Raw genomic sequence first — 21,935 nt, forward strand, 5'->3', positions numbered from 1 at the left:
CCCCCGCATAACCGCCATGTCGTTCGGTTCCCCGGCGGCTCAGGCCAACGGGGATTAAAAGGGAACACGGTGCGGATTACCCATCAGGGGCCAAAACCGAGGCTGCCCTCGCAACTGTAAGCGGTCAGCACTTCGCCACCTATGTCACTGGGTCCACCACCCGGGAAGACGGCGAGCGCGTCAGGAGCCGTGAGCCAGGAGACCTGCCCAACGAAAAACCATGAAGCCGGACGAGGTGTTCCGGCAGGGGCAGGTATGATGACGCGACACGTCCGTGTGCGAATACGCAGCTTTGCATCCTCAGCCGAGGACGCAAGGCACGATGCAAGCTGACGCCGGTTTGGCGCCAAGCGCCGCATACCCCCATCCTTTGGGAGCTATCCAATGAAACTCAGCTTTGTCACGGCCGCCGTCCTGGCTTTGGCTGTCACCCCCGCCTTTGCTCGGGATCTGAAAATCGAAAGCTGCGAAACCGTTTCCCCCTTCGACGCCGCGCCGGGCCGTGTCGTCACCCTCAACCAGCAGGCCACCGAAATCATGCTGGCTTTGGGTCTCGAATCTCACCTCGCCGGCACGGCCTATCTCGATGATGCCATTCCCGAACGCTGGAAGGCGGCTTATGACAGCATCCCGGTCCTTGCTGCCGAATATCCGGCTCGCGAGGTCGTGCTCGCCGAAAACCCGGATTTCCTCTTTGCCGGCTTCAATTCCGCCTTTGGCGAAAAGGCCCTCGGCAGCCAGCAGGAATGGAACGAGCTCGGTATCGGCACCTATCTCGTCAATGCCGAATGCCGCAACCTGCACCCGGCCGACGTGAAGCTTACCACCGATCCCCTCTTCATCGATCTTGAGCGCATCGGCGCCCTGTTCGGCGTCGAGGACATGGCCACCGCGGTCGCCACTGACATCCGCACCCGTCTCGATGCCGTGGCCGGCGCCAATCCGGGCCAGGGCAAGCGCGCCTTCCTCTACGACTCGGGCACCGAAACCGCCTTCTCGGCCGCTTGCTGCGGCGCACCGGGCCTGCTGCTCCACTCTGTCGGTCTCGAAAACATCGCCGCCAGGGTCGAAGGCCGCTGGGCCGACCTGGCCTGGGAAGCTGTGGTGGCTGGCAATCCTGATGTCATCGTGCTTATCGATGCCGAGTGGTCCACCGCCGCCGAGAAGATCGCCCACCTCAAGACCGACCCGGTCCTCTCGACCCTGCCTGCGGTCCAGAACGACCAGTTCGTCACCGTCCCATTCTCCGCCACCCTCCTCGGCGTCCGCTACGTCGAAGGCGTCGAAAACCTCGGCGCCCAACTGGCGGCGCTGAACTGAGCCCGGTAGTCGAAAGCTCGGTAGCCCCCAACACCGTCATTGCCCGGCTTGACCGGGCAATCCATCTGCTTCGGCCCGCATGGACCACCCGGTCAAGCCGGGTGGTGACGGCGCGGATGGGCCAGGAACCCCATTCCCACCCCCTCCCTCAATGGAAGGGAGGCGCAAGCATCGGCCGCAATGTTCATCGTCTCCCTCCCCCCTGTGGGGAGGGATCAAGGGTGGGGGTTCGGCTATCGACGGAACAAGATGTCAGGCACAAGAACCACCGCAGCCCTCCTGCTCACCACCACCGCCCTGCTGCTCGCCGCCTTCGCCGGTACCTTCTGGGGCACGGCCGACCTTTCCTGGTCCGCCCGCATGAACGCATTGCTCCGCCTGCCCGAGGCCGAGCCACATCTGGTCCTCATCATCTGGCAATGGCGCCTGCCGCGCGTGCTCATGGTTGGCCTGGTTGGCGCCGCCCTTGCCCTGTCGGGCGTGCTGATGCAGGCCCTGCTGCGCAATCCTCTCGCCGATCCCTATCTGCTCGGCCTCTCTTCGGGCGCGTCTGCCGCCGCGACGGGCGCCATAGTCTGGTTGCCCGCCGGCTTCGTCGCGGTTGGCCTGCCGCTACTCGCCTTTGGCGGCGCGGCCGTCGCTTTCGTCATTACGCTCGCCCTCGCCTTCAGTCCCGCCCGCGGCCTCGACCGGCTGGTGCTGATCCTCGCCGGCATCGCCGTATCGCTGTTCTTCCAGTCGATCTCCGCCTTCTTCCTTCACATCGCCGATCCGCATGCGACGCAGGAGGCTCTTCAATGGCTCATGGGTTCGGCCGCCGGCACCGCCTGGTCCGACCTCATCCCCCTGGCCCTGGCCCTGCCGCCGATGCTGCTCGTCTCACTCTATTGCGCCTCCATGCTCGATGCCGTCCTGCTCGGCGACGAGCGCGCTACCGCCCTCGGCATTCCCGTCGCCCTGTTGCGCACCCTCTTCTTCATCGGCGCGGCCCTGCTGGCCGGCCTTTCTGTGGCTGGCGCCGGCATTGTCGGCTTTGTCGGCCTCATCGTGCCGCATATGGCGCGCCTTCTCATCGGCGCCACCCACCGCCGCCTGATCCCGCTCGCTGTTCTGCTCGGCGCTTTGGTGCTGATCGTGGTCGATTTGCTCTGCCGCATTCTTCTGGCGCCCGAGGAACTGCCGCTCGGCGTACTCCTCGCCCTCTTCGCCGCCCCGCCCTTTATTCTCATCCTGCGGAGGGTGCGCCGTGGCCTCTGATCCCTTTTTCGACGTCTCTGGCCTCAGTCTCGTCAAGGAGGGCAAGGCCCTGCTCGATGCGGTGAACTTTTCGCTGCAGCCGAGAAAATTCTATGGCCTGCTCGGCCCCAACGGCGCCGGCAAGTCGAGCCTGCTGCGCATCCTCTACCGTGCCGAGCGCGCCACGTCCGGCTCTGTGCGTCTGTCAGGCCAGTACATTTCCTCCATTCGCCGCCGCCTCTACGCCACGGAGGTTGGCGCTCTCGTGCAGGAACAGGTCGACCTCGCGGGCCTCAGCCTCCGCGAAGTCGTCCGCCTCGGCCTCCTGCCCCTGCGTCTGCCCTCCACTGCGGCCGAGCGCCGCGTCACCGCCGCCCTCGACGAAATCGGCCTCCTCGACCGCGCCGATGACGACGCAGCCCGCCTCTCCGGCGGCGAACAGCAACGCGTCTTTTTCGCCCAGCTCCTGGCGCTCGATCCGGCGCTCTACCTGCTCGACGAGCCGCACAATCATCTCGACCTGCACTTCCAGTATCGCCTGCTTGATCGTGTCCGCCAGCGCGGCCGCACCGTCCTGGCCTCCTTCCACGACATCACCCTGGCCGCCCGCTATTGCGACGAAATCCTGCTGCTCGATCACGGCAAACTGGTCGCCCAAGGTCCCATCGCCGACGTCCTCACCCGCGATCGGCTCGCCGCCATCTACCGCGTCGATGGCGAACTCATTGATGGCGCCTTCCGCATCGCCGGGGCCATTTGAAGAATTCCGACATCTCGCCCCTAACCACTCTCCCCCTTGAGAGGAGGGTAGTGAAGCTGGGTGCGCAGCACCCTGGCGAGACTAGGGTGGGGGTGACGGCCGACCGGTGGCGTGCGGCAGCAGTTCCCGTAACCTCCGAACCTCTCTAGATTTCCAGCCACTCCCATTTGAGTCGGACTGATTTCATGACTTCCCCCATTGCCCAGCGGCCCAGTCCGCTGCATCTGCTCGCGGCCTTTGGCAGCGGCGGTCTCCTCACCATGGCCGTCTTCGTCAATGGCGAGGCCGGCCGCTATGGCGGCCCCCTGTTCTCGTCCTGGCTTGCCCATGGCGTTGGCACCGTGGTCGCGGTGCTGATCATCGCCGTGCTCTGGCGCAACCAGCGCCGCGAGGCCGCCATTGCCCGTGCCTCTGTGGGCCCCGCCCCATCATGGGCCTATCTCGGCGGCATCTTTGGCGCCGTCACCGTCATGCTGACCTCCGAGGCGGTCAATTCACCCCTCGCCCTGGCCGGCACCCTGGCCCTCGGCCTTGCCGGCCAGGTCGCCCTCAGCCTGGCCGCCGACTTCTGGGGCCTGCTGGGTCTCCCCAGGCGTCGCCTCGACCTGCGCGATGCCGGCGCCGTCATTCTCATCGCCGCTGGCAGCCTGCTCATCATTCTCTTTGGGCTCGGAGGCGCGGCATGATCCTCCCCATCCTCTTCGCCTTCAGCGTCGGCCTGCTGATCATCCTCAGCCGCCAGGTCAATGGCCGACTGTCTTTGTCCTCGACAGCGCTGATCTCGTCCTTCTGGAACCACTTCGTCGGCTTCGTGGTGCTGACGGTGCTCGGCCTCGTCGTTGGCGGACTGATCCCCTCCAACCTCGCCGAAATTCCCTGGTGGGTGTTCACCGGCGGCGCCATCGGCGTGGTCTTCGTCGCCTCGGGGTCCTGGCTCATCACCCGCATCGGCGCCGTCAATTCCACCCTGCTGGTCATGTCGGGCCAGATGGTCACCGGCGTTGTCTTCGATTTTCTGCGTGGCGTGCCGGTGACGCTTTGGGCCAGCGCAGCAGGGATTGTCCTCATTCTGGCAGGCATGGCGCTGACACAGCGCCGCAAGTAACGAAAACGGGGCCCGTTGGGCCCCGTTCCGGTTAACAGTCTGCGAACAAATTAGCCGGCTGCGGTATAGGCGGTCTTCACCACGGTGAAGAACTCGGCCGCATACTTGCCCTGCTCGCGCGGGCCGTAGCTGGAGCCCTTGCGCCCGCCGAAGGGCACGTGGAAATCCACGCCCGCGGTCGGCACATTGACCATCACCATGCCGGCCTCGGCATTGCGCTTGAAGTGCGTCGCATACTTGAGAGAAGTCGTGACGATACCGGCACTTAGACCAAATTCGGTGTCGTTCGAGGTGGCCAGCGCCTCCTCGTAATCCTTCACCTTGATGACCGCGGCCACCGGCCCGAAGATTTCCTCGCGGGCAATGCGCATCGAATTGGTCGCCTCGGTGAACAGCGTCGGCTGCAGGAAATAGCCTTCCGTGCCGGCCGTCACGCGTTCGCCACCAGCCACCAGCTTGGCGCCTTCGCCCTTGCCGATTTCGATATAGTCGGTGTCCTGCTTGAGCTGGCTCGGGTCCACGACTGGTCCAATTTCAGTATTCTTATCAAGGGCATCGCCCACGCGCAGGTTGCGGGTACGCTCGGCCAGTGCCTCCACGAACTTGTCGTGGATGCCTTCGGTCACGATGACGCGGCTGGAGGCCGTGCAACGCTGGCCGGTCGAGAAGAAGGCCGATTGGGCCACCGATTCCACGGCCACCTTGAGGTCGGCGTCGTCGAGCACGATGGTCGGATTCTTGCCGCCCATTTCCAGCTGGAACTTGCGGCCGACTTCGATCGAGGCAGCAGCGACACGCTTGCCAGTGCCCACCGAACCGGTGAAGCTGATGGCATTGACGTCCTTGCTGTCGAGCATGGTCTGGCCAACCACCGAGCCCTTGCCCATGACAAGGTTGAGCACGCCCTTGGGCAGGCCCGCGCGGACCAGGATGTCGACAATCGCCCAGGTCGAGCCCGGAACCAGGTCGGCCGGCTTGATCACGACCGTATTGCCATAGGCCAAAGCCGGGGCAATCTTCCAGGTCGGGATAGCGATCGGGAAGTTCCACGGCGTGATAATGCCAATGACACCAATGGGTTCGCGGGTGATCTCAACGCCAACGCCCGGGCGCACCGACGGCAGCACTTCGCCCGCAAGGCGCAGCACTTCGCCGGCGAAGAAGTCAAAAATCTGGGCGGCGCGGGTCACTTCGCCGATGCCTTCGGGCAAGGTCTTGCCCTCTTCGCGGCTCAGCAATTCGCCCAGCTCGACCTTGCGCGCCAGGATTTCCTGGCTGGTCTTGGAGAGGATGGCGTGGCGCTCGAGAATGCCCGAACGTGACCAGGCCGGAAAGGCAGCCTTGGCGGCGGCGATCGCCTGCTTGGTCTCCTCGGCGGTGGCGCGGGCATACACGCCCACCACTTCATTGATATTGGATGGGTTGATGTTCTCGACACCATCCGAGCCGACCCATTCACCGTCGATCAGGTTCTTGTGCAATTGCGTCATGGTGAGGCCTTTCAGCAGGATGCGCGCTCGCGAAGGGAGGCCAAGCGCTTGGAAATTCTACAAATCAGAGGAGGTTCGCCCGCGCCAGGTCACGCATCAGGTGGCTGGTGCCGTAGGTCCAGGGCGGGCACTTGGTGGAGAGATTGACGACATTGGTAAGCCTACCGAGGCTCGGTGTCGAAATGGAGACGACATCGCCCAGCTTGTGGGTGAAGCCCTTGCCGGCGCCGTCGCGATCCTTCACCGGCGCAAACATCGTGCCGAGATAGAGCACCAGCCCATCGGGATATTGATGATGCTCGCCCAGCGTCGCGGCCACCAGCGATTCCGGCGTGCGCGAAATCTGCGCCATGTTCGACTGGCCTTCGAGCACGAAGCCGTCCGTACCTTCGACCCGCAGCGCGATCTCGGCCTGCTTGACGGTGTCGAGAGTGAAGTCGCCATCAAACAGGCGCACGAACGGCCCCAGCGACGCGGAGGCATTGTTGTCCTTGGCCTTGCCCAGCAGCAGCGCCGAACGGCCTTCGACGTCACGCAGGTTGACGTCATTGCCCAGCGTCGCGCCGATGATCTCGCCCTTGCTGGTCACCAGCAGCGCCACTTCCGGCTCGGGATTATTCCAGCTCGAAATCGGGTGCAGGCCCACCTGCGCGCCATAGCCCACGGCGCTCATCACCTGGCTCTTGGTGAAGATTTCGGCATCCGGGCCGATGCCGACTTCCAGATACTGGCTCCAAACACCCTTTTCGATCAGCGCCGCCTTCACCTTCATGGCGCCGTCAGAACCGGGAACCAGCTGGCTGAGGTCAGTCCCGATCAGGTCGAGAATTTCGCCACGCAGCGCATCGGCGCGCGACTTGTCGCCCCGCGCCTGCTCCTCGATCACGCGTTCGAGCAGCGACACCACGAAGGTCACCCCCGAGGCCTTGATGGCCTGCAGATCGATGGGGGCCAGGAGGCGGGGCAGGGATTCGCTGGGCGTTTCTGCCTTGGCATTGGCCACGACCGCGCCAATCTCGCCGACGACCGTACCCGCTGCGCTGCGCACATGCTCGGCCGCCCGGCCGCTTTCCGCAATGTCGCGCACCGTCGCCATGCCGCGCGCTGTGATGTCCACAAGCTGGCCGTCGCGCACCGTTACGACACGCGGATGCTCGAAACCCGGTACCCAGGCGCGGCCGACGAGAACGCCCTGCGGAATGTCGTTTACGCTCATCTCTGGTCCCCTGAAAAGTCAGCCTGTCACTAGCCCAGCCGCCCCCGCGAACGCAAGCCTTGCGCGCGATAAATCATACTTATGAACGGGTGTTCCGTAGGATCACTTCGGCGGATTTTCGGCCGCGAGACGCTTCAGGTAGGTGACGAATTCCGGATCTTCGCCCGGCAACTCGATTTCCATGGCGGAGCGGAAGTCTTCGCGACGGCACCATTCCACCATCCAGTCTTCCCAGGAGTGCCAGCGCCGAAGTTCGGCGCCGCTCATACGCTCACGGTAAGTCAGGATATAGGCACGCTCGAAGAGGGACAGCAGGATGCCCAGCAATGCGTGTTTGCGTGCGCTCTGCTCTGCATCGAGGCCTGGCGTCGCATCAGGGTCGAGCAACCTCAAGTCGGCGTTCTGCATCGCCAGCCGGAGAAAGGCGACATAGGCGTCCGACAGATGCAGGTAAGTCTGCTCTTCCTCCTGCGCCCGTTGCTTGATGCGGTCCAGAATATAAAAGGTGATGGCCGTCGGCAGGCCGATGACGGTGACCATGGCACTGAGCGTATCCCACATGGCGGTGCCTCCTTTTCCCGATCATAGCACATCGCGTTCAACTCCCGTTCAGGTGCGCCCCAATACTGACGCATTGCCCTCGGACACCTCGGTCCGAGCACTTACAAGGAGTTTGCCATGCGTGCCCTCAGCGTCATCGTCCCGTTCGCCCTCATCGCCACCGCCCTGCCTGCCTATGCCGGCACGATCTCCATCGAAGGTCGCGGCGAAGTGCGCGCCGCGCCCGACATGGCCACCATCAGCTCCGGCGTCACCACGCAGGGCGCAACTGCCCGCGAAGCGCTCGACGCCAACACCACCGCGATGAGCGACCTGATCGCCGCCCTCAAGGAAGCCGGCATCGAGACGCGCGACATCCAGACCTCGGGTTTCACGGTCAATCCCAACTATGTCTATTCCGATGAGCGCGACGCCAATGGCTATTCGCTGCCGCCAAAGATCAACGGCTACCAGGTCATGAACACGGTCACCGTCGTGGTCCGCGACCTCGAAGACCTGGGCAGCATTCTCGACCAGTCGGTCACCGTCGGTGCCAACACCGTCAACGGCGTCAGCTTCTCTGTTGCCGATCCGTCGGATCTGCTGGATGAGGCCCGCAAGGCCGCCTTTGCCGACGCCCGCGAAAAAGCCGAACTCTATGCCGGTGTCGCGGGGGCAACACTTGGCGATCTTGAATCGATCACCGAACAGCAGAGCTTTAATTCTCCCCAGCCCTACCCCATGTATGCGCGAGCCGAGATGGCGGCTGGTGCCCCGGTGCCGGTCGAAGCCGGCGAAATGAGTTTTGCGATCACCGTCAACGTATCGTGGGATTTGAACAACGGCGCCGAATAAATTCGTGAAGAAGTCCGGTCGTTGCCATGTTTTGGCCAAACCCGGACCGCGTATCGCGCGTTGTATCTCTTCAGGGGCGGATCGAGTCTATCGGTCCGCTTTTGAACACCCGATCCCCTCATCGAGGGGGCTTGGGCGGTGGGGGCGGACGGAATACCGTAGTCACCCGTCCCCACCAACCCTTTTCGTCGACCGCTTCGCGGTAAAAACGCTCCAGTGGAGCGTTTTTAGACGAAAAGGCCACGGCAGCTATGCTGACGTGGCGCAATAACCGGCGGCTGCGCTGCCGACGCTCCTACCCCGTCACAACCTTCCAGAGCATGTTGAGCCCCATCGCCACGAGGAAGATGGCGAACACGTATTTGAGCGTCTTCTGGTCCAGCCGATGCGCCAGCGCCGCCCCCCAGGGTGCACAGATCGCGGCCAGCACCCCGACCAGCGCAAGCGCCAGCAGGTTCACATAGCCTACGCTGAGCGGCGGCAGGCCTTCGACGCCCCAGCCCGAGATCAGGAAGCCGGCCGTACCGGACACGGCAATGGCAACGCCGATGGCCGCCGACGTGCCAACCGCCTTGTGCATGGTCTCGCCGAAGGCCACCAGGGTCGGCACGGTCAGCGACCCACCCCCAATGCCCATCAGTGACGACACGTAGCCCACCACCAGCGCCGAGAGGCGATGGGTGAGGCTCGACCCCTTCAGGTGTCCCATCAGCTTGGTCTGCCAGGCAAAGATGATGTTGGCGGCGATGAGGAAGGCCATGACGGCAAAAACGATGCGCAGCACGTCGCCCGAATAGAGCCCGGCCATCAACCCGCCGATAAAGGTGCCGATGACGATGAACGGCGCCCAGAGCTTGAGCACGGCAATGTCCAGCGCCCCGCGCTTGTGATGCGCCCGCGCACTCATGATGCCGGTGGGAATGATGATGGCCAGCGACGTGCCCACGGCTACATGCTGCACCACATCGGCGTCATAGCCCATCAGCAGAAGGGCATTGCTGAGGGCGGGCACGATCACGGCGCCGCCGCCAATCCCGAGCAGCCCCGCCGCGATACCCGACACCACGCCGGTTGCCATCAATCCCAGCACGAACGGCCAATAGCCGACGAGGCTGCCCCAATCCATGATCATTCCCCGATAATATGGAACACCAGCTCGCGCCGATGTGGCCGCGCGCGGTGCTCGAACAGATAAAGTCCCTGCCAGGTCCCCAGCACCGGCCTGCCATTGCTGACTGGAATGCCGATGGACGTCTGGGTCAGCGCCGCCTTGATATGGGCGGGCATGTCGTCAGGCCCCTCGGTCGTATGGGTCAGCCACTCCATGCCTTCAGGCACCAGCCGCTGAAAGAAACCGTTGAGATCGGTCTGCACATCGGGATCGGCATTTTCCTGGATCAGCAGCGAGCAGGACGTGTGGCGGACATAGGCGGTCAGCAGACCGGTCACGATTGCCGAACGAGCCACGAAGGCCCGCAGGGACTGGGTGACTTCATAAAGCCCCTGCCCCTTGGTTACGACGACGGCGCTGTCCAAGGCTTGCTGCATGCGACCGCCCTAGCACGCCTGCGGGACAGGCGAAAAGCCGTGCCTGTGCGCATCCGTCCAGCTCGCCGCATTGGTGCCTTATTGCAACGGTCCCTGTGGCATGAGCGTCACTCACGGAACTCGCGATATTCCCCCGCGTTCAGGGGCTCAGGAGCCTGCCGGACAGGGTCAGTCCTTGGGGATCGCCGTTCATTCGGCGTTCAGGATCGGCCCACGATGCTCGTCAGGACGTGTTACAAACACAAAAGGATAAGAACAATGCGCCTCAAAAACTGGCTCCTTACTGGGACCAGCATTGGCATGCTGGCCTTTGCGCCCATTTCCGCCCATGCCCAGAATGCTGAGCTGCAGACTGCCTACGAAGCTTACGTTCAGGCTCAGGCATCGGGTGATGCCGCAGCGCTTGAAGCTGCGCAGACGGCCCTGACCGAACTCTGCATCGTGGGTGGCTATGCCAGCCTCGAAGAATGTATCGCAGCCCTCGCCGCGGGCGCAGGTGCGGCTCCCGCCGAGGAGCCGGTCGCTGAAGAGCCGCCCCCGGCCGAAGAACCCGTTGCCGTGGAGCCGCCGGTGGAAGAACCGGTCGTTGAAGAAGCGCCGGCGGTTGAGGAGCCTGTTGCAGAAGAGCCTGCACCGGCGCCCGAGCCTGCTCCGGTTGAAGAACCTGTGGCCGAAGAGCCTGTAGCCGAAGAACCTGTTGTGGAAGAGGCGCCCGTCGAGGCCGCGCCTGCTGCTGAACAGCCCGTCGTCGAGGAAGCTCCTGTTGCCGAGGAACCGGCACCGGTCGCCGAAGAACCCGTCAGCGAGGAGCCTGCGGTTGAAGAACCTGCTCCGGCTGCGGAAGAGGCCGCACCTGCCGCCCAGCAGGACGACATCGAAGCCCAGCTCGCGGCTCACGTCGACGCCTACAACACTGCCGTCGCCGATCTGGCCGCCGGCGTGCCTGATGCCCAGGCCCGGATCGACGCTGCCCTGGCCGAAATCACCGCCATTTGCGGCCTGCTCGGCTACACCGACAACGCCACCTGCACCGCCGACTTTGGCCTGACCCTCTCGCCGCTGCCCGAAACGGTCCCCGCCGACCAGCAGCCGGCTCCGGTGCCGGCCGAAGAGCAGCCTGCCGACCCGGCGGCTCCGCTCCCGGGTGACGAACAGCCTGCGCCCGTCGAGGAAACCACCTCGGACGGCCAGCCAGCTGAAATGGTCGAAGAACTGCCCGAAGGCGTAACCGCCGAGCAGATCGCTCCGGTTCTCGACAGCGCCAAGGACGAGGAAGCCGCCCCCGTCGAAGGCGAGGCCGCAGTCGATGCCAGTGCTCAGGCCGAAACTGCACCGCCGCCAGCCGAGCCGGTCGCCCCGCCGACTAGCGATGCTGAAGCTCAGGCCGTCGTCCTTGAAACCATGCAGGCAGAACCGCCGCAGGCCGTGACCGCTGAAGCGGGTACTGCCGTGGCTGCCACTGGTGGTACGACCGTCGAGCAGACGATCATCAACAACACGGTCAACAATATCACCAACAACATCACCAACGTGAACACGACGGTGACCGGTGACAACAACACTGTGCAGACTGGCGTGCAGCAGACCCCGGTAACCATCGTGGAAGCCCCGGTCATCGAGACCAATACCGGCAATGCCATTGCCCAGTTGATCGTTCAGGTTGGCACGCAGCTGATCGTCAATTCGATCGGTCAGGATACCGACCGCTTCTATGATCCGGCCCGTGGCGACGAAATCTACTACGAGGACCTCAGCAACGGCCGCGTCCGCGAAGTGATTACCCGTCCCGACGGCACCCAGATCATCACCGTGCGCAATCGGAACGGCGATATCCTGCGCCGCTCGCGCATCACCCCCGATGGCCGCGAATATGTGCTGGCCTACTTCGATGATCGCTACTACGACGATCTGGTCGAATGGCGCGACCCGGCTGCCAACCTGCCGCCGCTCCGCCTGAACATTCCGGTGCAGGAATATGTGCTGGATGCTCGCTATGCCGACGAAAACGAAGTGGCCGAATTCTTCGCCCAGCCGCCGGTCGAGAACGTGGCCCGCCTCTACTCGATCGACGAAGTGAAGCGCTCGGCCCGACTGCGTGACAGCGTGCGTCGCCTCGAAGTTGGTAACCTCACCTTCGATACCGGCGCCGCCACCATCGGCCGCGACCAGGTGCAGAACCTCTCGGCAGTGGCCAATGCCATGCTGACCCTGCTCGAGCGCAATCCGAACGAGACCTTCCTCATCGAAGGGCACACCGACGCGGTGGGTTCGGATATCTCCAACCTGCGCCTGTCGGATATGCGTGCGGCAACGGTTGCCCGCGTCCTGACCGACTTCTATGGCGTTCCGCCCGAAAACCTGGCCACCCAGGGTTATGGCGAGCGCTACCTGAAGATCCGCACGGAAGCGGCCGAACGCGAAAACCGTCGCGCCACCATCCGCCGCATCACGCCGCTGATCACGGTCGCCCAGAACTAAGCGACGACCACCACAGAAATGAAGAAGGCCGGGTCCAGCACCCGGCCTTCTTTTATGAGCTCTTGGCGCGATCTGCGTCATGTCGACGCTTGAAAGCACCGTTGAAATCGCTATCTCTGCGCGGCCCGCCCGGAGAGAGCCATGAAGCAGCTGGAAATTTTCGTCGAACGCATCATTCTGGCCTCCCGCTGGCTATTGGTGGCCTTCTATATCGGCCTGGGCCTCGCCCTGGTCTTTTATGCCATCACCTTCGGCATCAAGCTTTTCGACTTCGGCTACAAGCTCTTCAGCATCGACGAGACCGAAGCCATTCTCAAGGTTCTGGGCCTGATTGACGCGGCGCTGATCGCAAGCCTCGTCGTCATGGTGATCATCTCCGGCTACGAGAACTTCGTCTCGCGCTTCGACGACGACGACGACGTCCACTGGCTGGGGCAGATCGACGCCGGCTCGCTCAAGATCAAGGTGGCCTCCACCATTGTTGCCATCTCCTCGATCCACCTGCTGCAGATTTTTCTCAATGTGCCGAACTACACCAGCGAGAACATTTTCTGGTACACGATCCTGCACGTGACCTTCATCATCTCGGCGCTCTTCCTCGCGCTGATCGACAAAATCTCAAAAAAGCCACAAAACAACAGCGGCCCCGACCTCTAAGACACCGGGCCAAGCTTTTGAATCTCAAAACGGATTCTGTGCGCGATCACAGATTCCACGAGGCATCACGATTCCGGGAACTCCTGCCTTCAGGGCCGCGTTTATTTGCCAGCGCTGAAACAACAGGAGCGAACTAATGTCCAATAATCCCGATCGTGACACTGTTTATACCCAGGACGGCAACCGCACCGTCTATACCCGTGAAAGCAATGGCACCGGCTGGTTTGTCGGTATCATCGTTGCGCTGGCCCTGCTGGCCATTGGCTATCTGGTTTTCTCGGCCAATTCCGGCCCGTCGACCACTGTTGACGTGAACGGTGCCCCTGCGGTGGAAACCACCACGACGACTGATCCGGCTGTTGCGCCGGCCCCGATGACTGAAGCTCCGGCCGTTGACCCGGCTCCGGCTCCTGCCGTCGAAACCCCGGCCACTGATGCCGCCCCGATGACTGAAGCCGCCCCGGCTGCTGAACCGGCCGCTCCGGCTGATGCCCCGGCTGCCGATGATCCCGCTGCTCCGGCTGCCCCGACCAACTAAGTGGGCAGCTAGCCGGCTCTGGTCCCTCCCTCCAGAGCCCGCAAAGACCCCGGCCTCGGCCGGGGTTTTTCATTTGTCTGACAAATTGGTCATGCCTGTTGCGATCACTATCGACAATTCCCATCTCTGCACCGTGCTAAGGGAGACGCCATGTTCAACATCGATCAAATCCTCAAAAGCCTGCAGACCGACCAGAACGCGCAGCGCACCGCCATGAGCGGCGCCGCAGGGCTCGCCGCAGGCATGCTTCTGTCAGGTGGCAACCCGGGCAAGCTGCTGGGCACTGCCGCCAAGGCCGGCGCGCTGGCTGCTGTCGGGGGCCTCGCCTACAAAGCCTGGCAGAACCATCAGCAGAGCCAGAACGGTTCCGCTCCAGCCCCGCGCGAAGAGGCCTTCATTCCCGCGCCCGATGACGAGCAGGCACAGGAGCAGCTCGGCAAGACGCTGGTCCGCGCCATGATCGCCGCCGCCAAGGCCGATGGCCGGATTGACGCCGACGAGAAGGAAGCCATTTTCGAAAAGCTCAAGACCATGCCGCTGTCCCCCGAGGAAAAGGCCTGGGTATTCGACGAGCTCTCGACCCCGCTGGACATCAATGCCGTTGTCGCGCGCGCCGACACGCCCGAGCACGCAGCCGAGATCTATGCAGCCTCGCTCGTCGCCATCAGCGCCGATACCGCGGCTGAGCAGGCCTATCTCGAGGCCCTCGCCATCAAGCTCAAGCTCGATCCTGCCCTTGTCACCGAGATCCACCGACAGGCCGGCGAAAAGACACCGCAGCCGGCGGCGACGCCCGCATCGCCCTGGGCCTATACGCCCAATGACAGCAATGTCTGATGACACCGGCTCTGCGCGCAGATGCGCGCGCAGAACTTTCGTTCTGTCGGGTCAGATCCGTATCGGGCCTTATGGAATTGTTCACCTCCTTTAGAGTTTCTTTAGCGGCGGTTGGCTAGGGTTTTGCGGGGCTGATCCCTTGAAAGACCCTAAGATGACCTCCCTGCACCTGTCGCAACGGCGCGACAGCGGTGACTCTTCGCGACTGCACCTTCTGCCGGCGGCCCTGTTCGCCCTCGTGTCCGCAATCGCATTGGCCGCGCCTCTGCGCGCGCCCGACATCGGCCAGATCGCGGTCGTTTTTCCGCCCCTGACATCTGAAGAAACGGCATGGGCTCTGGTGCGTGAAGCTGGCGGGTCTGTCGTTGCACCAACCCGCATCCCCAATATCGTTGTCGCTTACGCGCCTGACGCGGCTTTTCAGTCGCGCATGCGCGCTCTTGGCGGCCTGTTTTTCCTGGCCGCAAGCGGCCTTTGCGCACCCGTGACCGAATAGGGCTCCGATGACTCTCTCGCATATCCGCGCCATGGCCACCAATGTGGTCTTTGCCCTTGCCGTCATCGCCGGTCTGGCTGCCACAGGCGTCGATTGGGTCGTTCAGGGTATGATCGACACGCCGGCCGTGATTGCCCTTGCTGGTATCGTCGTCCTGGCAGTCAGCTTCGTCACCATGCGTAAGACACCGGCCTTTCGGTATCTGGCGATCACGGTCCTGATGACCCAGATTGCGACGATCATCGCTGCCGCCGAAGGAACGCCTTGGCAGACCGACCTGCACATGGCCTTCTTCGCCGCCCTGGCCCTGAGCGCCCTGCTCTACGATGTGCGCGTCATTCTCATCGGCACCGCCGTCGTGGCCGTGCACCATCTGGGCGTCGGCATGCTGCTGCCCGATCTCGTCTTCTATGGCAGCAGCGGCATTTTCCGCATCGCCCTGCACGCCATTATCCTCGTCATGGAGGCTGCGGGCCTTATCTGGCTGATGCACAACACGTTCCGCCTCCTGACCATGGCCCGTGAGAATGCCGCGGAAGCCGAAGCTCATGCCGAGCAGGCGCGCGGCCTCGCCCGCGAAGTCGAAGAAGGCGAAGTTCTGCGGCTCGAAGAGCGTCGCCGCACGCTCAGCGAATTGCGCGAGCAATTCGGTACTGTGGTCACTGCGGCGCTCAACGGCGATTTCAGCCGTCGTGTCCCGATGGAATTCGTCGAGGGTGATCTCAACGAACTGGCGCGCTCCATCAATACCCTGGTCGAAACCATCGACAGCGGGCTCAGCGAAACCTCGTCCGCCATGGCGGCCCTTTCCGCGCAGGACCTGACCCACCGCATGCAGGGCAACTATCGCGGCGCCTTCGCACGTCTCAAGACCGATACCAATGCCGTGGCCGACCGCCTGACCGAGGTCGTCCAGACCATTCGCACGGCTTCCAGCACCCTGACGCATGCAACAGCCGAACTCCTGGCAGGTGCTTCCGACCTGTCGCAACGCACCACGCGTCAGGCATCCACCGTGCGCCAGACCGCCGACAGTATCGAAGGCCTGGCAGCCACGGTCCGCACCAATGCAGATCGGGCCGGCAAGGCCAGCTCCGCCACCGCCAACGTCGTGGCCACCGCCGAGACCGGCAGCACTGTCATGGCAGAAGCGACCGAAGCCATGGACCGTATCGGCCGCTCGTCCCAGCAGATCGCCGGCATCATCACCCTCATTGACGACATCGCCTTCCAGACCAACCTTCTGGCCCTCAACGCGTCGGTCGAAGCCGCACGCGCCGGCGAGGCCGGGAAGGGCTTTGCCGTTGTCGCCATCGAAGTGCGCCGCCTGGCCCAGTCTGCCGCGGAAGCATCCTCACAGATCAAGGGGCTGATCGAACAGTCGACGCGACAGGTGAGCGAAGGCAATCAGCTGGTGGGCCGCGCCGCTTCGACCCTGGCCCAGATCGCCAGCGCCGCGCGCACCAGCAACGAATTGATGCAGGGCATTGCCGAAGCCGTCGCCGACCAGAACATGGCGATCGCCGAAGTCGAAGGCGCCGTCCGCCGCATCGACGAGATCACCCAGCACAATGCTGCTCTGGTCGAAGAGACCAATGCCGCCGTTGCTCAGGCCGAGGAACAGGCCTCCACGCTGGACAGTGCCGTGGGTGTCTTCCGTATCGATCCCGCCGTCACTGCCCGGGGTCTTCAGGCCGCCTGAGCAGCGTGAGGGCCAGCCCGCCGCCCGACATGCTGGCCTGAGGCCGGCGGTAACAGCCATGTGCGTTCTTGAACCCGGCGCCTCGCGCCGCCAAATGGGGTCGCAAGGAGACACATCATGGAACTTGGCCTCTATTCGTTTGCGGAAAACACGCCCGATCCCCTCAACGGCAATCGGACGCAGTCGCCGGCCGAGCGCCTCGCCGACCTGATCGAGGAAATCGAGCTCGCCGACCAGCTTGGCCTGGCCTTCTATGGCCTGGGCGAACACCACCGCTCCGACTATGTCGCATCGGCCCCGGTGACCATCCTTGCCGCCGCCGCCGCGCGAACCAGGTCCATTCGCCTCTCCACCGCCGTCACTGTCCTCAGTTCCGAAGACCCGGTGCGCGTCTGGCAGCAATTCGCCACGCTCGATCTCATCAGCAACGGCCGGGCCGAGATCATGGCCGGACGCGGCTCTTTCATCGAGAGTTTCCCGCTCTTCGGCCTCGACCTCGACGACTATGACGACCTGTTCGAGGAAAAGCTCGAAATGCTGCTCAGCATCCGCCAGGGCGGCAAGGTCTCTTGGCCCGGCAGCAAGCATACAAAGCCCATTCCCGGCCTCGAAATCTTCCCCAAGCCGCTCCAGGACCCCTTGCCACTCTGGATTGCCGTTGGCGGAACCCCGAATTCGGTGGCCCGCGCTGCCTATTACGGCCTCCCCTTGATGATCGCGATCATCGGCGGTCGCCCGCGTCAGTTCCAACCCCTGACCGAGCTCTACCGCCAGACCGGCGCCAAGGCCGGACACGATGCCTCCAGGCTCAGGCTGGGCGTCTCGGGCCATGGATTCATTGCCGAGGACAGCCAGGCCGCCCGCGACATCGCCTTCCCCGCCCATAGCGCCGTCATGTCCAAGATCGGCGCGGAACGGGGCTGGCCTCCGACCACCCGCGCCCAGTTCGAGGCGGGCACCACGCCTGAGGGCGCCTATTACATGGGCTCGCCGCAGGAGGTGATCGACAAGATCCTGATGCAGCACGAATGGTTCGGCCACGACCGCTTCGGCTTGCAGCTGAGCGTCGGCACCCTGCCGCACGACAAGGTCATGAAGGCCATCGAGCTCTACGGCACCGTCGTCAAGCCTGCCGTGGACAAGTCGCTGGGCTAGAAGAAGACCGACCAGCAGGCGTGCAGCAGGCGGCCCATCGCGCGAGGCCACGCCTTTCGGCGACGCGGCAGGCCGTCTTGCTCGAACGCACGCCGAAAGCGCTCCTTCATCAGATAGCTGGCGGGGATCATCACGGCCCCCGTCAGTTCCAGTTGTCGATCTTGACGTCATGGGGAAAAGCCGCCCCCTTGCCCGTCTCGACCAGCGACTTGAGGCTCATCAGGAAGATCGCCCATTTTGTGCTGCAGTGGCGCATGAAGGGGATCGCCTCTGCCCATCCGGAATGGGTGAACAGCACGATGGTATAGTCCGCTTCCTGCGCCAGCTCGTAACGCACCTCGGTGCCAATCCACTCAGCCGGACCATCCACGACCCGCCAGCGCACCAGCTTGCCGGGATCGAGCTCCACCACCCGCATGAGGAAAAACCCCTTGTCGGCGAAGGTGAACCGCATGTCGCCGCCGACCGCACCATTGCCGCTCGTATCCTCGGTCCACCAGCCGGCAAGCCCATCCAGCGTGGTCAGCGCTTCATAGGTCGCTTCCGCACTGGCCGACTGGATCCCAACTCTGTGCACGATATCCGGCATTGCATCTCTCCTTGTTGTCCGCTCGTATTGTTGGTGCCGCCATTCGCGGCAGGTGGACGCTAGGCCCAATGCAGCGGGGACCGGGAGTGACAAGAGTGTCGGGATTGCCATGGACGCCGTGATATCAGCCGCCGGCCACGCTTTGGCCGTGGGCGATATATTGGGCGCCCTCAAGCGCGTGGCCCTGCGTGACGATGCGGCCGCCCTGGCCCTGCGCGGCATTGCCATGGCCCAACTGGGCGACCTCCCACGCGCCCGTGTCCTGCTCAAGTCGGCAGCCCGTCAGTTTGGCGCCGGCGAAGCGCTGTCCAGGGCGCGCTGCCAGCTGGCAGACATCGAAATAGCCTTTGTGTCGCGAGACCTTGGCTGGCCCGACGCGCAGCTCAACAGCATCAGGGACACGCTGCTTGTCCGTGGCGATCTGGCCAATGCCGTCCATGCGCTGCACATAGCGGCGCGCCGCGCCCTTCTACTGGGTCATGTCGACGACGCCGAAGCTCTTCTGGACAGCGATCAGGCGGAAGACCTCTCCCCACCGCTGGCCGCGGCGCGGCACCTGCTGCGCGCCGGTATCGCCATGCGCCGGTTTCACATTCAGGTGGCCCGCCGGGCCCTCGAACAGGCCCTCGCGGCCGCCCGTGTTTCGGGCAATGCCAGTCTCATCGCAGAGGTGGAGACCGCCGGTCGGGATCTCGAAAGCCAGTCCGCGCTGCTTTGGCGACGGGGCGACGTCGCGCCACTTGGCATCGGCGGCATCGAGGCACTCTTTGCCTCCGACGCCCTCATCATCGATGCCTGCCGAAATCTCCTGCGCCAGTCAGGGAACATGGTCCCCCTCGGTGGCCGCCCCGTCCTGTTCGCCCTTCTTCGTGCTCTCGGCCAAGCCTGGCCGGAGCCCCAGACGCGCGACGTCCTGCTGGCGAGCGCCTTCGGCGCCCGGTTTGTCGACGAGTCCCATAGAGCGCGCCTGCGCGTCGAAATTGGTCGCCTCCGCGCACTCATCGAGCCACTGGCCGGCATCGAAGCGACCACCGATGGTTTTCGCCTGGTGACAAGCCACACCGAGCTTGTGGTGCTCACGCCGCCCCAGCAGGATCGGCATGCCAACCTCCTGGCGCTCCTGGCCGATGGAGAGGCCTGGTCGAGTTCCGCCCTTGCCCTCGCCTTGGGCACGAGTGCGCGAACGGTACAGCGTGCCCTCGAAGACCTGGCCACCCGTGGAAAGGTCCAGAACTTTGGCAAGGGACCAGCCCAGCGCTGGATTACCCCGGCGATGCCGGGTTTCCCGACATTGTTGTTACTCCCGGGCCCGCTGCCCGGCAGCTAGGATTGCCAGCAGACCACAGGAGAACGCGCCATGAAAATATCGACCGCCGAGATCATCGAGGAATTTGGTCCGTTTCCGGGCGCACAGCAGGTTCACGGCGTCACCTACGATGGCACCAGTGTCTGGTTCGCCACTGGCGAGAAGCTCCAGGCGCTCGATCCGGCCACCGGGCAGACCACACGCAGCATCGACACCCCGGCCTATGCGGGCACGGCATATGACGGGAAACATCTGTTTCAGATCGGGGAAAACCAGATCAACAAGATCGATCCCGAGACGGGAAATATCCTTGCCACCATCCCCGCACCAGGCGACGGAGCTTCGGGTTTGGCCTGGGCCGAAGGCTCGCTTTGGGTGGGTGAATATCGCGCCCGGCGCATCCACCAGGTCGACCCGACGACGGGCAAGGTTCTGCGCATCATCGAGACATCGCGTTTCGTCACCGGGGTAACCTGGGTAGATGGCGAACTCTGGCACGGCACCTGGCAGGACGACAGGAGCGACATTCGCCATATCGACCCCGCAACCGGCGAAGTGCTCGATGCTATAGAGATGCCGCCCGGCACGGGCGTCTCCGGCATGGAGAGCAATGGCGGCGACCGGTTCTATTGCGGTGGGGGCAGCAGCGGCAAGTTGCGCGTGGTGCGCCGCCCCCGGCGCTGATTACTTGCCGCTGCGCTTGATCGACTTGATCGCCAGCGGCGGCTGACCGGACTTTTCCGAAATGGCGCGGTCCTGCTCCATGATGGCCGTGCGCGCCGGCTCATCGCCGTCGAGACCACCAAGAAGGTTGGCATCCACCTTGCGGTTGGAGCGTTGGGAGCCGTCTTCGTAGACGATGTCGAACATCACGAATTCGGTGCGGGCGGTGGGTTTCTTGGCCATTTCTGGCTCCTTTCAAACGGGAAACCGCGAGCCTGGCGGCTCGCGGTCGTCAACTTCAGTATTCGGCGTGGCAATCAGCGGTAGATCTGCTCGCCTTGCTCATCGATGATCTGGCGGCCCTTCATCAGAGCCAGCGCCACGAGGTCATCGCGCGACGCCATCCGCTCGGCGCGGATATAGCGGTAGGATTTGAGTTCGCCACCGATCTCTTTCTCGATGAGCCCGGCGAGCTGCAATTCCGAGCCCGCCTTCATTTCGATGGCCTTGATGGTGAAGCCCTTGTAGCCCTCTTCTCCCAGCACCTTGTCACCCACAGGTTCGGCACTGGCAGATCCGGCCCCGAAGAGCTTCTTGAAGAACGACATGGCGGGTCTCCCTAAAGTCTTGTTTTCCTGACGGGCCGGGGTCTTTCCAGCTCGCCGCGTCTGTCCATCTCCTCCTGCAGCCAAAGCGGGGAGATGTCAAAATAGTTCGGCCAGATCGGCTTGCCGTTGACCAGCTCGACCTTGGCGAAATAGGCCCGGTCGCGCAGCGGTTCGGTCCCCTCGCCGCGCTCGGCCAGCATGGGGGCGGCATTGAACGTGCCCCAGGTGCCGTCCGAAAATGCCACCACCAGCTTGAACGGAATGGCGGTGCGGAGAGAGGTGAGTTTGAGCGGAATTGAACTCACCTATTCTGCCGCCGTCGCCCTGTGAAGTTCACCGGCCGCTTCTATTTCCCGACGCAGCCACTCAGGCGAGATATCGAAACCATTGGGCCATGTGAGCGCGCCGAACTCCAGGAAGGCGCGCCTGAAATGCCCTGGGTCTCGCAACGGTTCGGAGGCCGGGCCCTTGCCTAAATCCAGCACATCCAGGTCAAACGTACCGAAGGTGCCATCGTTGAAATGCACGCTAACCCTGTAGCCATCCAAAATCTTGAAGTCAGTTACCTTGGTTAGCATCGAGCCCAACTATCTTTTCAAGCAACCCATGGTTCCTGGCGAGTTCCCAATTGGCCATCAATTCCGAACGGTGCAAATCCGTCCATTCTTGACCAGGCGGGCCGCCTGCCGGGGTAACTTGCCGTCGATGACTTTGCCTGTCCCTATCGCAACATTTGCCTCGAACTCACCATAGGTCGCCTTGAAGTGAGGTGGCGGATGATCGACGAAGTACATCTGTATGGCGATACCGTAGAACCATGAGATTGTCGGCACCGC

The 21,935-nt window shown here is 63.6% G+C and carries 27 protein-coding genes and 1 riboswitch; of the genes, 15 read left to right on the plus strand and 12 right to left on the minus strand.

From position 1 onward, the window contains the following. Positions 1–7: 7 nt before the first annotated feature. Positions 8–225, plus strand: a riboswitch (cobalamin riboswitch). A 159-nt stretch (positions 226–384) separates the two neighbouring features. From MQW79_RS06785 to MQW79_RS06805, 5 genes are all read left to right on the plus strand, one after another. Further along, the gene (locus MQW79_RS06785) at positions 385–1,320 is read left to right on the plus strand and encodes an ABC transporter substrate-binding protein (RefSeq protein WP_476587567.1); all 936 of its coding nucleotides are present in this window, start codon (positions 385–387) and stop codon (positions 1,318–1,320) included. A 249-nt stretch (positions 1,321–1,569) separates the two neighbouring features. Next, complete coding sequence (locus tag MQW79_RS06790) at positions 1,570–2,577, plus strand: FecCD family ABC transporter permease (RefSeq protein ID WP_476587568.1); 1,008 nt, start codon at positions 1,570–1,572, stop codon at positions 2,575–2,577. Then, positions 2,567–3,316, plus strand: coding sequence for an ABC transporter ATP-binding protein (locus MQW79_RS06795; RefSeq protein ID WP_476587570.1), 750 nt, complete (start codon positions 2,567–2,569; stop codon positions 3,314–3,316). Before MQW79_RS06790 ends, MQW79_RS06795 begins: the two co-directional genes overlap by 11 nt. 185 nt (positions 3,317–3,501) lie before the next feature. Continuing rightward, entirely contained in the window at positions 3,502–4,002 is a 501-nt protein-coding gene (locus MQW79_RS06800; RefSeq protein WP_476587572.1) for a DMT family transporter, read from the plus strand. Continuing rightward, positions 3,999–4,421: a DMT family transporter gene (locus MQW79_RS06805; RefSeq protein WP_476587573.1), complete on the plus strand. Its 423-nt coding sequence runs from the start codon at positions 3,999–4,001 to the stop codon at positions 4,419–4,421. Before MQW79_RS06800 ends, MQW79_RS06805 begins: the two co-directional genes overlap by 4 nt. Before the next feature lie 50 nt (positions 4,422–4,471). Here the strand turns inward: MQW79_RS06805 and MQW79_RS06810 are convergent, their stop codons facing one another. From MQW79_RS06810 to MQW79_RS06820, 3 genes are all read right to left on the minus strand, one after another. Next, positions 4,472–5,911, minus strand: a complete 1,440-nt coding sequence (locus MQW79_RS06810; RefSeq protein WP_476587575.1) for an aldehyde dehydrogenase family protein — start codon at positions 5,909–5,911, stop codon at positions 4,472–4,474. Positions 5,912–5,975: 64 nt separating this feature from the next. Next, entirely contained in the window at positions 5,976–7,127 is a 1,152-nt protein-coding gene (locus tag MQW79_RS06815) for a fumarylacetoacetate hydrolase family protein (protein WP_476587577.1), read from the minus strand. Positions 7,128–7,229: 102 nt separating this feature from the next. Continuing rightward, positions 7,230–7,688 carry a hypothetical protein gene (locus tag MQW79_RS06820; protein WP_476587578.1) on the minus strand — a complete coding sequence of 153 codons (459 nt, stop codon included), beginning with the start codon at positions 7,686–7,688 and terminating at the stop codon, positions 7,230–7,232. Positions 7,689–7,805: 117 nt separating this feature from the next. On the opposite strand from MQW79_RS06820, the gene MQW79_RS06825 reads away from it, so the two are divergent. Further along, positions 7,806–8,522 carry an SIMPL domain-containing protein gene (locus MQW79_RS06825; RefSeq protein WP_476587580.1) on the plus strand — a complete coding sequence of 239 codons (717 nt, stop codon included), beginning with the start codon at positions 7,806–7,808 and terminating at the stop codon, positions 8,520–8,522. 295 nt (positions 8,523–8,817) lie between these two features. Here the strand turns inward: MQW79_RS06825 and MQW79_RS06830 are convergent, their stop codons facing one another. Next, complete coding sequence (locus MQW79_RS06830) at positions 8,818–9,648, minus strand: sulfite exporter TauE/SafE family protein (protein ID WP_476587581.1); 831 nt, start codon at positions 9,646–9,648, stop codon at positions 8,818–8,820. A 2-nt stretch (positions 9,649–9,650) separates the two neighbouring features. Next, positions 9,651–10,070, minus strand: coding sequence for a secondary thiamine-phosphate synthase enzyme YjbQ (locus MQW79_RS06835; RefSeq protein ID WP_476587582.1), 420 nt, complete (start codon positions 10,068–10,070; stop codon positions 9,651–9,653). A 258-nt stretch (positions 10,071–10,328) separates the two neighbouring features. Here MQW79_RS06835 and MQW79_RS06840 point away from each other — a divergent pair, with 258 nt between their 5' ends. The 7 genes from MQW79_RS06840 to MQW79_RS06870 all read left to right on the plus strand — a co-directional run bounded on the left by MQW79_RS06840 (position 10,329) and on the right by MQW79_RS06870 (position 17,933). Continuing rightward, positions 10,329–12,548 (plus strand): OmpA family protein, encoded by a 2,220-nt coding sequence (locus tag MQW79_RS06840; protein ID WP_476587584.1) that lies wholly within the window; start codon positions 10,329–10,331, stop codon positions 12,546–12,548. 141 nt (positions 12,549–12,689) lie between these two features. Further along, positions 12,690–13,205, plus strand: a complete 516-nt coding sequence (locus MQW79_RS06845) for a TIGR00645 family protein (protein WP_476587585.1) — start codon at positions 12,690–12,692, stop codon at positions 13,203–13,205. Positions 13,206–13,341: 136 nt separating this feature from the next. After that, entirely contained in the window at positions 13,342–13,743 is a 402-nt protein-coding gene (locus MQW79_RS06850) for a hypothetical protein (RefSeq protein ID WP_476587586.1), read from the plus strand. A 150-nt stretch (positions 13,744–13,893) separates the two neighbouring features. After that, positions 13,894–14,580: a tellurite resistance TerB family protein gene (locus MQW79_RS06855; RefSeq protein WP_476587588.1), complete on the plus strand. Its 687-nt coding sequence runs from the start codon at positions 13,894–13,896 to the stop codon at positions 14,578–14,580. A gap of 154 nt (positions 14,581–14,734) precedes the next feature. Next, positions 14,735–15,076 (plus strand): hypothetical protein, encoded by a 342-nt coding sequence (locus MQW79_RS06860; RefSeq protein WP_476587589.1) that lies wholly within the window; start codon positions 14,735–14,737, stop codon positions 15,074–15,076. Between the two features lie 7 nt (positions 15,077–15,083). Then, complete coding sequence (locus tag MQW79_RS06865) at positions 15,084–16,778, plus strand: methyl-accepting chemotaxis protein (protein WP_476587591.1); 1,695 nt, start codon at positions 15,084–15,086, stop codon at positions 16,776–16,778. A 117-nt stretch (positions 16,779–16,895) separates the two neighbouring features. Next, the gene (locus tag MQW79_RS06870; RefSeq protein WP_476587592.1) at positions 16,896–17,933 is read left to right on the plus strand and encodes an LLM class flavin-dependent oxidoreductase; all 1,038 of its coding nucleotides are present in this window, start codon (positions 16,896–16,898) and stop codon (positions 17,931–17,933) included. On the opposite strand, the gene MQW79_RS06875 is transcribed toward MQW79_RS06870, so the two are convergent. Together MQW79_RS06875 and MQW79_RS06880 are read right to left on the minus strand one after the other, a co-directional pair. Then, positions 17,930–18,064, minus strand: a complete 135-nt coding sequence (locus MQW79_RS06875) for a hypothetical protein (protein WP_476587594.1) — start codon at positions 18,062–18,064, stop codon at positions 17,930–17,932. The two genes, MQW79_RS06870 and MQW79_RS06875, sit on opposite strands and share 4 nt — an antisense overlap. Before the next feature lie 11 nt (positions 18,065–18,075). After that, positions 18,076–18,522 carry an SRPBCC family protein gene (locus MQW79_RS06880; protein ID WP_476587595.1) on the minus strand — a complete coding sequence of 149 codons (447 nt, stop codon included), beginning with the start codon at positions 18,520–18,522 and terminating at the stop codon, positions 18,076–18,078. A gap of 109 nt (positions 18,523–18,631) precedes the next feature. On the opposite strand from MQW79_RS06880, the gene MQW79_RS06885 reads away from it, so the two are divergent. Next, positions 18,632–19,849 carry a helix-turn-helix domain-containing protein gene (locus MQW79_RS06885; RefSeq protein ID WP_476587596.1) on the plus strand — a complete coding sequence of 406 codons (1,218 nt, stop codon included), beginning with the start codon at positions 18,632–18,634 and terminating at the stop codon, positions 19,847–19,849. A 30-nt stretch (positions 19,850–19,879) separates the two neighbouring features. Beyond that, positions 19,880–20,512 carry a Vgb family protein gene (locus MQW79_RS06890; protein ID WP_476587597.1) on the plus strand — a complete coding sequence of 211 codons (633 nt, stop codon included), beginning with the start codon at positions 19,880–19,882 and terminating at the stop codon, positions 20,510–20,512. Here the strand turns inward: MQW79_RS06890 and MQW79_RS06895 are convergent, their stop codons facing one another. The 5 genes from MQW79_RS06895 to MQW79_RS06915 all read right to left on the minus strand — a co-directional run bounded on the left by MQW79_RS06895 (position 20,513) and on the right by MQW79_RS06915 (position 21,932). Further along, entirely contained in the window at positions 20,513–20,734 is a 222-nt protein-coding gene (locus MQW79_RS06895) for a hypothetical protein (protein WP_476587599.1), read from the minus strand. Between the two features lie 74 nt (positions 20,735–20,808). Further along, positions 20,809–21,099, minus strand: coding sequence for an HlyU family transcriptional regulator (locus MQW79_RS06900; RefSeq protein WP_476587600.1), 291 nt, complete (start codon positions 21,097–21,099; stop codon positions 20,809–20,811). 11 nt (positions 21,100–21,110) lie between these two features. After that, the gene (locus MQW79_RS06905; RefSeq protein WP_476587602.1) at positions 21,111–21,404 is read right to left on the minus strand and encodes a hypothetical protein; all 294 of its coding nucleotides are present in this window, start codon (positions 21,402–21,404) and stop codon (positions 21,111–21,113) included. Then, on the minus strand, positions 21,405–21,677 hold the full coding sequence (locus MQW79_RS06910; RefSeq protein WP_476587604.1) for a DUF2442 domain-containing protein: 273 nt from the start codon (positions 21,675–21,677) through the stop codon (positions 21,405–21,407). A 57-nt stretch (positions 21,678–21,734) separates the two neighbouring features. Next, positions 21,735–21,932: a DUF4160 domain-containing protein gene (locus MQW79_RS06915; protein WP_476587605.1), complete on the minus strand. Its 198-nt coding sequence runs from the start codon at positions 21,930–21,932 to the stop codon at positions 21,735–21,737. Between the last annotated feature and the right edge of the window lie 3 nt (positions 21,933–21,935).

Source organism: Devosia sp. Micro-HW1, assembly GCF_056341075.1.